13 protein-coding genes are annotated in these 13,254 nt (G+C 72.7%); 8 read left to right on the top strand and 5 right to left on the bottom strand.

The window, feature by feature from the left end; translation table 11 throughout:
* Position 1: 1 nt before the first annotated feature.
* Complete coding sequence (locus QCD66_RS14045) at positions 2-475, bottom strand: DUF1772 domain-containing protein (RefSeq protein WP_375732972.1); 474 nt, start codon at positions 473-475, stop codon at positions 2-4.
* A gap of 320 nt (positions 476-795) precedes the next feature.
* Here QCD66_RS14045 and QCD66_RS14040 point away from each other — a divergent pair, with 320 nt between their 5' ends.
* Positions 796-936 (top strand): hypothetical protein, encoded by a 141-nt coding sequence (locus tag QCD66_RS14040; RefSeq protein ID WP_357541541.1) that lies wholly within the window; start codon positions 796-798, stop codon positions 934-936.
* A gap of 203 nt (positions 937-1,139) precedes the next feature.
* Here the strand turns inward: QCD66_RS14040 and QCD66_RS14035 are convergent, their stop codons facing one another.
* Complete coding sequence (locus tag QCD66_RS14035) at positions 1,140-2,423, bottom strand: multidrug effflux MFS transporter (protein ID WP_364218516.1); 1,284 nt, start codon at positions 2,421-2,423, stop codon at positions 1,140-1,142.
* Positions 2,424-2,828: 405 nt separating this feature from the next.
* On the opposite strand from QCD66_RS14035, the gene QCD66_RS14030 reads away from it, so the two are divergent.
* A complete protein-coding gene (locus tag QCD66_RS14030) occupies positions 2,829-3,458 on the top strand; it encodes an adenylate kinase family protein (protein ID WP_375732973.1) in 630 nt (209 codons plus the stop codon).
* Positions 3,459-3,518: 60 nt separating this feature from the next.
* Here QCD66_RS14030 and QCD66_RS14025 read toward each other — a convergent pair whose 3' ends face one another.
* Positions 3,519-5,396, bottom strand: a complete 1,878-nt coding sequence (locus QCD66_RS14025) for a transketolase (protein WP_375732974.1) — start codon at positions 5,394-5,396, stop codon at positions 3,519-3,521.
* A gap of 146 nt (positions 5,397-5,542) precedes the next feature.
* On the opposite strand from QCD66_RS14025, the gene QCD66_RS14020 reads away from it, so the two are divergent.
* Positions 5,543-5,914, top strand: a complete 372-nt coding sequence (locus tag QCD66_RS14020) for a hypothetical protein (protein WP_375732975.1) — start codon at positions 5,543-5,545, stop codon at positions 5,912-5,914.
* A gap of 107 nt (positions 5,915-6,021) precedes the next feature.
* Here the strand turns inward: QCD66_RS14020 and QCD66_RS14015 are convergent, their stop codons facing one another.
* Both QCD66_RS14015 and QCD66_RS14010 read right to left on the bottom strand, forming a co-directional pair.
* Complete coding sequence (locus QCD66_RS14015) at positions 6,022-6,339, bottom strand: type II toxin-antitoxin system PemK/MazF family toxin (protein WP_357541531.1); 318 nt, start codon at positions 6,337-6,339, stop codon at positions 6,022-6,024.
* Entirely contained in the window at positions 6,336-6,602 is a 267-nt protein-coding gene (locus QCD66_RS14010; protein WP_375732977.1) for a hypothetical protein, read from the bottom strand. The genes QCD66_RS14015 and QCD66_RS14010 overlap by 4 nt, the downstream gene beginning before the upstream one ends.
* Before the next feature lie 181 nt (positions 6,603-6,783).
* On the opposite strand from QCD66_RS14010, the gene QCD66_RS14005 reads away from it, so the two are divergent.
* From QCD66_RS14005 to QCD66_RS13985, 5 genes are all read left to right on the top strand, one after another.
* A complete protein-coding gene (locus QCD66_RS14005; RefSeq protein WP_357541527.1) occupies positions 6,784-8,451 on the top strand; it encodes a DEAD/DEAH box helicase in 1,668 nt (555 codons plus the stop codon).
* A gap of 399 nt (positions 8,452-8,850) precedes the next feature.
* Positions 8,851-10,203: an ABC transporter substrate-binding protein gene (locus tag QCD66_RS14000; RefSeq protein WP_375732978.1), complete on the top strand. Its 1,353-nt coding sequence runs from the start codon at positions 8,851-8,853 to the stop codon at positions 10,201-10,203.
* A complete protein-coding gene (locus QCD66_RS13995) occupies positions 10,188-11,156 on the top strand; it encodes a sugar ABC transporter permease (protein ID WP_364218529.1) in 969 nt (322 codons plus the stop codon). Before QCD66_RS14000 ends, QCD66_RS13995 begins: the two co-directional genes overlap by 16 nt.
* Positions 11,153-12,001, top strand: coding sequence for a carbohydrate ABC transporter permease (locus QCD66_RS13990; protein WP_364218531.1), 849 nt, complete (start codon positions 11,153-11,155; stop codon positions 11,999-12,001). The genes QCD66_RS13995 and QCD66_RS13990 overlap by 4 nt, the downstream gene beginning before the upstream one ends.
* Before the next feature lie 41 nt (positions 12,002-12,042).
* On the top strand, positions 12,043-13,167 hold the full coding sequence (locus QCD66_RS13985) for an ABC transporter ATP-binding protein (protein WP_375732979.1): 1,125 nt from the start codon (positions 12,043-12,045) through the stop codon (positions 13,165-13,167).
* Positions 13,168-13,254 lie beyond the last annotated feature (87 nt).

The following is a 13,254-nucleotide window of genomic DNA, read 5'->3' as shown; positions in this document are numbered from 1 at the left end:
GCTACCCGTGCAGGAGCGCGCCGAGCAGGCAGCCGAAGGCGGCGACCGACGCGACCGTACGCACCAGGTTCCAGCGGACCCACCGCGCCTCGAACGCGGCTCGGACCGGGCCGAGATCGGCCGGCTCGCCGACCGCGTCGAGCTGGTTGTTCAGCGGCACGTTGACCGCACCGGTGACCCCGAGCGTCACCGCGTGGCAGGCGACCGCCGCCACGATCCACCACAGGGTCGGCCCGCCGGTGCCCCAGAACAGGACGACGGCGACGATCGCCAGCAGCGGCGCGCCGCCGAAGCTGAGCGCGAACCAGCCGTTCAGGATCGCCACGTTGATGTTCCGCATGGCCTCGACGAAGGTGCGGTCGTCGGTGCGGCGCAGCCCCGGCATGACCGAGCAGGCGTACGCGTAGAACAGCCCGCCGAGCAGGCCGGCCGTGCCGGTCGCCGCCACGAGTACGGCCGTATCCAGTGCCCCCATCGCCCCTCCGGCCCGGCCGGTGTCACCGCAAGCTGTCGTCGTTGATCTGGGCGCCAGCCACCCTATCCGCCGCCCGTTCGGTGGTTTCCGCCCAGATCAACTCCGTCACACCGGGACACCGTTCATTGCGGAAGGGCCAGGCGTGCCCGCCACGTCACACCGTCGCCGGTGATGCTGGCACCGTCCCGCACGGCCGAGTGCCCGCCGGGGTGCGGCCGAGCGTGAGGCGACGCGTACTCGCAGCAAACTGCCAGCTTCGACTGTCATCATTGCGACGGATGGCCACCTAACGACCGGCCACCTGACCACCGGAGCAGCAGATGTCGATCGTCCAGAAGATCCGCACGTTCCTGTCCAGCCCGCAGGGGCGGAAGCTGACCTCCCAGGCCCAGCAGCAGCTCTCCAAGCCGGAAAACCAGCAGAAGCTGCGCAACCTCGCCAGCCGCTTCAAGCGGCGCTGAATTTTCTGGCCCTCGCTTCGCTCGGGCGGCTCGCTCCGCTTCGCGCCGCCTAAGTGCACCGTCTTCGCCCTGCGGGCATGACGGCTTCGCCGCATGTCCTCGGGCTCCAGACGGTGCGGCGGCGCTCGGTCGGCTCGCGGCGTCGGTCACCGCCGCACTCGGTGCGCCGGTCGCGCGGCCGTCGGCAAGCGCCGCCGGGTCGGTCAGTGGGCGGCCACCGGTGCCACGGCCGGGACTTCGGTGACCAGGCGGGCGGGGCGGACGATCAGCAGCAAGGCGGCCAGCGCCAGCACCATGCTGGCGGCGACCACGGCCGCCATGGCGCCGCCACCGGTGCCGATCGCGCCGACCATGGGCGCGGCGACCGCACCGACACCGAACTGGGCGGAACCGAGCAGCGCGGCGGCGGTGCCGGCCGCCTCGCCGTGCCGGCTCATCGCCAGGGCCGCCGCGTTGGGGTTGATCAGCGCGACGGTGGCCAGCACACCCCACAGCGGCACCAGGATGGCGGGCAGGCCACCGAATCCGGTAACCGCGAACAGCAGCAGGAACAGGGCGCACAGCGCCCCGGCCACCACGGAGGCGGCCAGGATCCGTGCCGGCCGGAAGTAGCGCAGCAGCACCACGTTGACCTGGCTGGCGGCGACCAGCCCGATCGCGCCGAGGCCGAAGACGACGGCGAAGCCCTGTTCGCTCATCCCGTACTGCTCCTGGAAGACGAACGACGACCCGGAGACGTACGCGAACACGGCCGCCATCGCCAGGCCGGTGACCAGGACCAGGCCGACGAAGACCCGGTCGCGCAGCAACGAGCGGTACGCCCGGGCGGTGCCGGCGATCCCGCCACGGCGGCGACGCTCGGGCGGCAGCGTCTCCGGCAGCCCGAACGCGGTCACCGCGAGCAGGATGACGCTGATGCCGGCCAGGGCGACGAACACGCCCCGCCAGTCGGTCCACCGCAGCACCTCGCCGCCGAGGGTCGGGGCGAGGACCGGGGCGACCCCCATGACGAGCATCAGGCGGGACAGCACCCGGGCCACCCCCAGGCCGCTGAACAGGTCCCGTACGACGGCCATGGCGACGACGGCGGCGGCCGACACGGCCAACCCCTGGACCACCCGCAGCGCGCCGAGGACCGCGACGTTCGGCGCCACCGCGCAGAGCAGGGACGCGAGTACGTGCACGACCGCGCCGGCGAGCAGCGGGCGGCGGCGGCCGACGGCGTCGGAGAGCGGGCCGATGAGCAACTGGCCGAGTGCGACACCGGCGAGCGTGCCGGTGAGGGTGAGCTGGACCGCGGCGGCGTTGGTGAGCAGGTCTTCGGTGATCGCGGGCAGCGCCGGCAGATACATGTCGATGGTGAGCGGGCCCACCGCGATCAGCGAGCCGAGCACCAGCACCGTCTTCACCCGCTGCCACGGCGTCATCAGGTCGCCCGGCATCGCCGGTGCGGGGGGCGCCGATTCACGGCTGTCGACCGAGGTCATGGCTGTCTTCCGTCCGGGTGGCGGCAATGGGTGGGAACACGTCCCACCGTCCACCAAGACCGGCTCCCGGTGGATCATTCCCGCCCGGCGCAACGGTGGGCCGGCTCACATCCCGACGACGGACGGCAGCCGCCCGTCCGGGCGGCGGTGCCGGCTGGCAAGGTGGCCGGCGGAGCGGGTCGACGCTCGACGGACCGGCAATTGCCGGTGCCGCTGTCGCGGGCAACAGCAAATTCGCTGTCGATACGCCGTTTTCGCTGTGGGGGCGGACAGCAGTACGTGCCCTCGATGGAACGTGCCCCCGGGCAATCCTGGGACCCGAGCCCCCGTCAGGACATTCCGGCACGACTTCTCCTCGATCGCGAGGGCGCGGACGCACGGGACGCGGACAGCTAGGCTGCTTCGATGCGCCTGATCATCCTCGGGCCACCCGGCTCCGGCCGGGAAACTGTCGCCGAAGTCCTCGCCGCGGATATGGGTGTCCCGACGATCACCGCCAGAGACACCTTTCAGAGCGGGGTCCGGGCGAACACCCCCGCTGCGGTCGAGGCCATGCGCCTGATGAGGACCGGCCGTCTCGTACCGAAACGGGTGGGGCTGGCCCTGCTCCGCGACCGCTTGACGCGGCCCGCCACCGTCACCGGATTCGTCCTCGACGGTTTCCCGAGCCACGCCGGATCGCCCGAGGCCATCGACGTCATGCTCGCCGACGTCGGGGCGACCGTCGACCGGGTCGTCGACCTGGTCCTGCCCGACGCCGAGGCGGTCCGCCGGATCGTCGGGCGCCGCGTCTGCCGGGGCTGCAGCAGACGCTGGTCGGCCGACGACGCCGTCCCCGGCCGTGAGGTCTGCGACGGCTGCGGCGGCGAGATCTTCCAGCGTCCGGACGACGACGCCGATCTCGTCGCCGACCAACTCCGGTCGTACCGGGCGCACATGGCGCACGTGGTCGACCACTACCAGTCGCTTGGCAGGCTGATCTGCGTCGACGCCGCTCTGCCACCGACGGAGATCGCGGCCAGGGTGCTCGCCTGATCGGTTTCGCCCGCCCGGTCCCGCCGTTCCTCCCGGCCCCGACGGACGCCGGGCGCGGGATCAGCGGGCGGCGAGGGTACGGGCGGCTCCCGTCACCGCGTCGACGCCGATGCCGGCGGCGTCCATGAGCTGGGCCGTCGTGCCCGAGGTGGGCAGGCCGCGGACCGCGAGGTGACTCATCCGGATCGGCTCGCCGAGGTCGGCGAGCGCCTCCAGGATGGCGGCGCCGATGCCGCCCTGCGGGTAGTGGTCCTCGACCACGACGAGCCGGCCGCCGGTGATCCGTACCGCCTCGACCAGGGCGTCCCGGTCGATGGGCTTGACGGAGTAGAGGTCGATGACGCGGGCGGCGATGCCGTCGGCGGCCAGCCGGTCGGCGGCGGCCAGGCAGTTGTGCACGGTGACGCCGGCACCGATGAGCGCGACCTGGTCGCCGGGGCCGCCGCGCAGCTGCTTGCTGCCGCCGATCGGGAAGGTGTCGCCGTTGTCGTACAGGACCGGGTAGGAGCCGCGGGTGGTGCGCACGTAGCTGACGCCGGGCAGGTCCACGGTCTGCGCGACGAGCGCCGCGCAGGAGACCGCGTCGCTGGGGTAGAGCACGGTCGAGCCGTACACGGCCCGCAGCGCGGCGATGTCCTCCAGCGCCATCTGCGACGGGCCGTCGGCGCCGATCTCGACGCCGGCGTGGGAGCCGGCGAGCTTGATCTCGGCGCCGGAGATGCCGGCCATCCGGATGAAGTCGTACGCCCGGGACAGGAACGCGGCGAAGGTGGCGGCGAACGGCCGGTAGCCGCGTACCTGCAGGCCGACGGCGGCGCCGACCAGTTGCTGCTCGGCGATGTAGATCTCGAAGAAGCGGTCCGGGAAGGCGTCGGCGAACGCCTCGGTGCGGGTGGAGTCGCTGACCTCGCCGTCGAGTACGACGACGTCGGGGCGGGCGGCCAGCGCCAGCAGCGCCTCCCCGTACGCCTTGCGGGTGGCGACCTTGGCGCCGCGCTCGTAGCGGGGCAGGTCGGGGGCGGGGCCGCGGGCGGGGGTGGTCACGGCGGGCTGGCCGGGGGCCGGCATCGGCGCGGCGACGGTGATCGAGCGTACGCCGCCGAGGGCGGTGACGGCGCGGTCGGCGATGTCGGCCGGGAGGGCCTTGCCGTGCCAGCCGGGCTTGTCCTCGACGTCGGGTACGCCCCGGCCCTTGATCGTGCGGGCGAGTAGCACGGTCGGGCCGGTGGCCGTACGGGCGGTGCGCAGGGCGTCGTCGATCGAGGTCAGGTCGTGGCCGTCGACGACCATCGCACGGCAGCCGAACGCCTCGGCGCGCCGGCGGTAGGTGTCGAGGTCCCATTCGAGTTCGGTGGTCCCCCGCTGGCCGTACCGGTTGACGTCGACGATCGCGGTCAGGTTGCGCAGCCCGTAGTGGCCGGCCTTGTCGAGCGCCTCCCAGATCGAGCCCTCGGCGGTCTCGCTGTCGCCGCAGAGCACCCAGACGTGGTACGGCAGCTTGTCGAGGCGCAGGCCGGCGAGCGCGATGCCGACGCCGGCCGGCAGGCCCTGGCCCAGCGAGCCGGTGGCGACGTCGACCCACGGCAGTGCCGGGGTCGGATGGCCCTGCAGCCGCGACCCGAACTTGCGGTACGTCCCGACGAGTTCGTCGTCGCTGATCACGCCGGCGGCTTTGAAGACGGAGTACAGCAGCGGGGAGGCGTGCCCCTTGGAGAAGATCAGGTGATCGTTGGTGGGGGCCTTCGGGGCGGACCAGTCGTAGCGGAGGTGCCGGGCGAGCAGGACGGCGAGCAGGTCGGCCGCCGACAGGCTGGACGTCGGGTGGCCGGAGCCGGCCGCACCGCTGCTGCGGATCGAGTCGACCCTGAGCTGGGCGGCGAGGTCGCGCAGGGCGACGAGTTCGCTGTCGGGCAGGATCCGGGTCGTTTCGGTGGTCATGCACGCCTCCAACCGCCGGCGGTCGCCGAGTACCGGGACTCCCCACCGGGCCGGCCGACAAACCCGGAAGGCGGGGCCGCCACTACCCGACACGGCTGTCTGGTGGCGGCGGACCGCCCACTGATAAACTCACGACCGTCGATCAATTGCGGACCTCGGCAGCGGCGAGCAGCGCCGACGTGTCGTCGTACGCCAACAGCACCCAGGCTCCGGTCCAGTACACCCGGACGACGACCACGACCTCGAAGGTGACGATCAGCGCCTCGATCAGCGGCGGCGTGGGGGTGGTCGAATCCGAGATCAGCTACACCAACGAGCAGACCGTCTCCCTCAGCGAGCAGATCAGCCTGGCGATCCCGGCGCGCACCGTTCTCAACCTCACCGTCCGCTACACGCAGACGCCCTGGACCCTGTCCTACTCCGGATTGTTTGGGACCAGCCACGGAACAGCCGTCAGCAGGGTTCCGGTGGGACTGTGCATCAGCACGATCACCGCGCCCACGCCGCCCCCGCCGTGATCCGGCCGCGCCGGGCGCGCCCGCGCGGGCCGGCCCGCTGATCCCGGCGCCACCACGACGACCGGCCCGCGCCGCTCCCGCGCGCTGTCACCGACGGGGTGCGCCGCTCACAGCTCGAACAGGTCGCGCATCGCCTCGCCCAGCCGGACCATGCTCGCGCCGGTCACCATGCCGAGCCGTTCGGCGCCGGCGACGATCGGCATCCGGCGCATGCGGTTGACGACGACGACCCCGGACAGCGGGTCGCTCTCGGCGAGCGGCACCACGAACGGGGGAAGTTCGGTCGCGCCGCGCTGGCGGACGATCGGCGCGCAGTACGGCGCCGCGCTCGGCCGGTCGTTGTGCGCGTCTCCGGACAGTACGACGACCCGGTACCGCATATCTCCGCGACCGCTGCCGATCGTCCAGATCTCGCCGCGGTTCACGCCGCCTCGGACAGGTCGGTCCAGCCGGATCCGGTCCGGTCGGCCTCGATCCGGTCGGCGAGCCGGTCGAATCCGTCGAGTTCCTCGCGGATGCCGGGGTTGGCGGCCATCCAGTCGTCCTGCCGGCGGGCGGCGTCGCGTAGTGCCTCCCGCCGGGCCACCCGGTCCATCCAGGCGGACAGGCTGAGCCCGGCGTGCCGGGCGGCGACTCGGGCGCGGGCCAGGGTATCGGCGTTGAGGCTGAGCGTGACCTTCTCTGCCATACCAGCGATGGTACGCCCGGTGGTACCAGGCACGGTACGGTCTCCGGGCCGACGCGCGGTGGCGTCGACGGCGGCGGTCGACGGGTGCCGCAGCGGCGGGCCGGCCGGCAGGGGAGGATGTGGAGGGCGCCGCCGGTGGTGCGGTGGCCGCGCCACAAAGCAAAAATGGGGAAGGGAACACATGGACGACGCGACCGGCTTCGCCGAACTGGGACTGCGGCCGGAACTGTTGCGCGCGATCTCCGGTCTCGGTTACGAGGAACCCACCCCGATCCAGCGGGAGGCGATCCCGCCGCTGGTCGACGGCCGTGACCTGCTGGGTCAGGCGGCGACCGGCACCGGCAAGACGGCGGCGTTCGCGCTGCCGCTGCTGCACCGGATGCGGGCCGAGGGCGGTGGCCCCAACCCGGACGCGCTGGTCCTGGTGCCGACCCGGGAGCTGGCCATCCAGGTCTGCGAGGCGGTGCACCGCTACGGCCGCGAGCTGGGTGCGCGGGTGCTGCCGATCTACGGCGGGCAGCCGATCGTACGGCAGTTGCGGGCCCTCGAACGCGGGGTGGACGTGGTCGTCGCCACGCCGGGGCGGGCGCTGGACCACATCGGGCGCGGCACGCTCGACCTGTCCGACATCCGGACGGTGGTGCTCGACGAGGCCGACGAGATGCTCGACATGGGATTCGCCGAGGACATCGAGGCGATCCTGCAGGAGGTGCCGGAGCGGCGGCAGACGGTGCTCTTCTCGGCCACCATGCCGCCGCGGATCGACGCGCTGGCCCGCAGCCATCTGCGGGACGAGGTCCGCATCCAGATCGGGCGCGAGCCGGCGCCGGCCGGGGAGACGCCGCGCGTGCGGCAGGCGGCCTACCTGGTGGCGCGGGCCCACAAGCCGGCCGCGCTGGGCCGGGTCCTCGATGTCGAGGCGCCGACCGCGGCGATCGTGTTCTGCCGGCGGCGGGACGAGGTCGACGAGCTGACCGAGACGCTCAACGGGCGCGGCTACCGGGCCGAGGCCCTGCACGGCGGGATGAGCCAGGAACAGCGCGACCGGGTGATGACCCGGCTGCGCAACGGCACCGCCGACCTGCTGGTCGCCACCGACGTCGCGGCCCGCGGCCTGGACATCGAGCAGCTCACCCATGTGGTCAACTACGACGTCCCGTCGGCGCCGGAGTCGTACGTGCACCGGATCGGCCGGGTGGGTCGGGCCGGTCGTGAGGGGGTGGCGATCACCCTGGCGGAGCCGCGCGAGCACGGGATGCTGCGGACCATCGAACGGGTGACCCGGCAGCGGATCGCGATGGAGAAGGTGCCGACGACCGCGGACCTGCGGGCCCGGCGGTTGGAGCTGACCCGGGCGGCGCTGCACGAGAGCATCCTGGAGGACGACCTGACCCGGTTCCGGGTCGTCGTGGAGTCGCTGACCGACGAGTTCGACGTGATGGACGTGGCGCTCGCGGCGGTGAAGCTGGCGCACGAGGCCAGCGGTGCGGCGGCCGACGAGGAGGAGATTCCGGAGGTCGCGGTCCAGGCCCGGCCGGCGGGTCGGGGTCGGTCCCGGCCCGGTGGCCGGGAGGACCGGCGGGGGCGGGCTCCCGCCGAGGGCATGACCCGGTTGTTCGTCAGTGCCGGGCGCAGCGCGGGCATCCGGCCGCAGGACCTGGTAGGTGCGATCGCCGGGGAGTCGCGGCTGTCCGGCCGCGAGATCGGCGCGATCGAGATCGCCGACCGGTTCTCGCTGGTCGAGGTGCCGGAGTCGGCGGCGCGGGACGTGATCGCGGCGCTGCGCGGCACGACCGTCAAGGGCAAGAAGGTCACGATACGGCGGGAGCGCGCCGACGCCGGTCACTGACGGGCGGCGGCGGACCGCCTCGTGGTGTCGCCGAACCGGACCCGACCGCCGAAGGTGTGGCCCCCTCGCCCGCCTGCGGTCGGTTGGGATCCGGTCGGTCCGGTTTCCGGCGGGTGCCGGAAGCCGGTGGTGACCCGGCCGGGCGGGCCGTGGCAAGTGGTTCACCCGACGGGTGCGGCACCGACAGCGATCATGTGACCGTCGTCACAAGCCAGTGTGCACCCGTACCCGCGCGCCTACTGACGGTAACCCGACAGTCGACACGACGAGGAAATGTTTCCTCCGCTTGACACATAGGCCAACAAATATGTCCACTTGTGACACCAAGGGAACCCGACCGTTTCTGGTCGGCCCCGGCGTGACCCGCGCCGACGCCGGCCACCCATACGGGGAGGCACGATGGCAGCTCTACCTGGATCGTTCGCCGACGCCCGACTCGCCCGACGTACCCTGCTCGGACTCGGCCTCGCCGCCGGTGCCGCGCCGCTGCTGACCGCCTGCGGCGGCGCCTCCACCAGCGGCGCCGACGGCGGCGAGGGCGCGGTCAACTTCCTGTCCACCGAATTCACCCCGGTCGAGGAACGCCAGCGGTTCGAGACGATCCTCAGCGAACGGGTCAAGGTCGCCCCGGTGGCGTTCAACCCGGTCAACCCCGGCGTCTTCGCCTCGACCCTGACCACCCAGGCCGACAGCGGCAACATGCAGATCAGCCTCGTCGGCGGCGTACACGGCAACCTCGCCCCGCACGCCCACCGGCTGGAAAACCTCGACGACCTGGCCAACAAGCTCGCCGACCGGCGGTTCCCGGAGGAGATCGCCGAACTCGGCCGGATCGGCGGCGCCGGCACGATGTACATCCCGTGGATGCAGGCGTCGTACGTGCTCGCCGTACACAAGCGGGCGCTGGAGTGGCTGCCGGCCGGCGCCGACGTGCAGAACCTGACGTACGACCAGTTCCTGACCTGGATGCGCGACGCGCGACGGGGCAACGGCGGCAAGCCGGTGCTCGGCCTGCCCTGCGGCCCCAAGGGCCTTTCCCACCGCTTCTACCAGGGCTACCTGCTGCCGAGCTTCACCGGCGGACAGATCACCACCTTCCGCAACCCGGACGCGGTGACCGCCTGGCAGTACATGAAGGAACTGTGGTCGGTGACCGCACCGGCCTCGACGAACTTCGAGTACATGCAGGAGCCGCTCGCCCGCGGCGAGGTCCTGGTCGCCTGGGACCACGTGGCCCGGCTGGTCAACGCCCCGGCGGCGAGCCCCGACGACTGGGTGATGGCACCCGCGCCGCGCGGCCCGAAGGGCCTGGGCTACATGCTGATCGTCGCCGGCCTCGGAATCCCGCGCGGAGCACCCGAGATGGACCTCGCCAAGTCGGTCATCGAGGCGCTGACCACCCCCGACGTCCAGACCGAGGTGCTGCGCCGCAACGCCTTCTTCCCGGTCGTCGAGGCGCCGCCCGCCGCCGACCTGCCGCCCGCGGTCGCCCTCGAGGCCGAGGCCGTACGCCGCCAGCAGGACGCCGAGGGCACCATCGTCGCGCTGCCCCCGGTCGGGATCGGCGCCCGCGACGGCGAGGTGTCGCAGATCTTCCTCAACACCTTCAAGGAGATCTGCCTCGACGGGCGGGGCGTGCAGCAGGTGCTCGACGCGCAGGCGACCCAGCTCAACACGATCCTCGACGAGGTCAAGGTGCCGTGCTGGCGGCCCGACCCGGTCGGCGCGGAGCAGACGTGCCGGGTGGCGTGACCGGCGACCCGGGCGGCGCCGCCGGGGGCGCCGCACCGGCGACGGTGCCCCGACCACCCGACCGTAAGCCCGCCGGGCCGGACCGCCCGGCCCGGGCCGCCCGGCGTCGGCCCCGGCTCCCGGTGCCGGTGCTGCTCATCGCCCCGTCGGTGGTCTTCCTGGCCGCGCTGTTCCTGTGGCCGGTGGTCGTCGGCGTCAGCCAGGCGTTCACCGGCACCGACGGCGCCACCCTGGCCCACCTGCGCCGGATGGTCGACGACCCGTACTTCTGGCCGGCCGTACGCAACACCGCGCTGCTCATCGTCGTGCTGATCCCGCTGCAGTTCGCGTTCGCGCTGGCCATGGCGCTGCTGCTGCGCAGCCGGCCCCGGCTGTCGTCGTTCTACTTCTACGTCTGGTGCGTGCCGCTGGCGGTCAGCGACCTGGCCGCCGGCCTGATCTGGCTGTCGATCCTCACCGACCGGGGCTACCTCAACTCGGTGCTGGCCCACCTCGGCCTCGGCGACGGCTTCGCCTGGCTGTCCTACCAGAACCCGACCACGATGTTCGTCGCGGTCCTGCTCGCCGAACTGTGGCGGGCCACCTCGCTGGTGCTGGTCATCGTCGTCGCCGGGCTGCAGAACATCCCCCGCGACTACGACGAGGCCGCCGCCGTGTTCGGCGCCGGCTACTGGCAGCGGCTGTGGCACGTCATCCTGCCCCAGCTGCGGCCCAGCCTCCAGGTCGCGCTGATCCTGCGGACCATCCTCGGCCTGCAGACGTTCGCCGTCGCCCAGGCCCTCACCGGCCGCAACTTCCCGCTTCTGGTCGGCGAGACCTACCAGTGGTACGTCGTGCTGCAGAACGAGCGCGTCGCCGCGGCGATCGCGCTGGTCATCCTCGCCGTGTCGATCGGCACCGCGATGGTGTACCTGCGCGTGCTGCGCGACCCGAGCATCCAGGGGCGGCGATGACCGGCACCGGCAGGACGGCGGTGACCGCCCGGCGGCGGCGGGCCCGTCGCGACACCGTGCTCGTGCAGGCCGCCTGCATCGCCATCACCCTCTTCATGGGCGTGCCGATCTACCTCGTGGCGCTGGCCGCCCTGTCCAGCCGCGAGGCGCTCAACGAGTTCCCGCTCGCGCTGCTGCCCACCGACCCGTCGTTCGAGACGATGCGGGTGTTCCTGACCTCGACCGGGGTCACCGGCGCCTTCGTCAACTCGATGGAGGTCGGGGTGATCAGCCTCGCCCTGTCCCTGGCGCTCGGCGTACCCGCCGGATACGCCGTCGCCCGCTACGCGTTCCGCGGCCGGGAGCCGTACCAGCTGTTCCTGCTGCTCACCCGGGCGCTGCCGATCGTGGTGCTGTCCGTACCGCTGGCCCGGGTCTTCCTCGGCACCGGCCTGTACGACACGACGTACGGGGTCGCCCTGCTGCACACCGCGCTGGCGCTGCCGACCACCGTGCTGATCACCTCGGCGATCTTCGTGGCCGTACCGGCCGAACACGAGGAGGCGGCGATGGTCTTCGGCGCCACCCCGGCCCGGGCCTTCACCCGCGTCGTCCTCCCCCAGGCGCTGCCCGGCATCGCCGCCGCCGCCATCTTCACCTTCGTCACGAGCTGGAACGAGGTGCTCGGCGCGGCGATCCTCACCCTCAACCGGCGCACGCTGCCGGCCCAGGTGCTGTCCACCCTGCCCGACTCGCCGCTGGCGTTCCGGTTCGCGGGCGGGTTCGCGCTCGTCGTACCGGCGCTGATCTTCATCGCCTTCATGCGGCGCTACCTGCTGAACATGTGGGGCACCACCATCCGGTGACCGGCGCGCGGGCGCCGCGCCGAGGCTAGAGAGGACGGGCGTTGGCCGAGATCGTGATGACCAACCTGGTCAAGACCTACCCCGGTACGAAGAACCGGGCGACCGACGACATCAGCCTGCGCGTCGGCGACGGCGAGTTCCTGGTCCTGGTCGGCCCGAGCGGCTGCGGCAAGACCACCCTGCTCCGTATGATCGCCGGCCTGGAGAACCCGGACGCCGGCTCGGTGCACATCGGCGGGCGCGACGTCACCGACCTGCCCGCCCGCCAGCGCGACCTGTCGATGGTCTTCCAGTCGTACGCGGTCTTCCCGCACATGCGGGTACGGCAGAACATCGCCTTCGGGCTGACCATGCGCAAGACCCCGAAGGCCGAGGTGGAGCGGCGGGTCGCCGAGGCCGCCGAGATGCTGCACCTGACCGACTACCTCGACCGCTACCCGGCACAACTGTCCGGCGGGCAGCGGCAGCGGGTCGCGGTGGCCCGCGCCATCGTCGTCGACACCGGCGTACTGCTGATGGACGAGCCGCTGTCCAACCTCGACGCCCTGCTGCGCATGCAGTTCCGCACCGAACTGAAGCGGATCGTCGCCAAACTCGGCACCACCACCGTCTACGTCACCCACGACCAGGCCGAGGCGCTGTCGCTCGGCGACCGGGTCGCCGTCATGCGCGACGGCCGGATCGCGCAGATCGGGCCGCCGCTGGAGGTCTACGACGCGCCCGCCGACGAGTTCGTCGGCGGCTTCCTCGGCGCGCCGCCGATGAACTTCCTGCCGGCCCGCGTCGACCACGACGGCGACCGGGTCGAACTGGTCCTCGGCGACCAGCGCCTGCCCGGTCCGGACACGCTGCGCGGGCACGCCGGCACCGAGGTCACCGTCGGCGTACGCGCCGAGAACGTGGCGGTCGCGGGCGGGGCGGCGGCGGACCGGGTGGCGGCGCGGGTGGAGGTGGTCGAGCCGACCGGTGCGGCGATCCTGCTCACCGTCGACCTCGCCGGCCGGCAGGTGAAGGTGCAGACCCCGCCGACGCAGCGGGTCGGTGCCGGCGACACCGTCTGGCTGGCCGTCGACCCGAACCGGATGCACTTCTACGACCCGGCGACCGGCGCGGCGCTGCGTCCGGCCGGCGCGGCGACCGTCCCGGCGCCCCGCGACGCCGGCTGACCTTTCCGGGTTCGGAGCCCGGCCGGACACGACCGGACACGCCCGCCGGAGCACGGCGGCCGTGCCGGTCCGGAGGTCAGACAGACG

The sequence above is a fragment of the Polymorphospora sp. A560 genome (assembly GCF_045781765.1).
GTDB lineage: Bacteria > Actinomycetota > Actinomycetes > Mycobacteriales > Micromonosporaceae > Polymorphospora > Polymorphospora lycopeni.
This window is presented reverse-complemented; position numbering and strand designations above follow the sequence as displayed.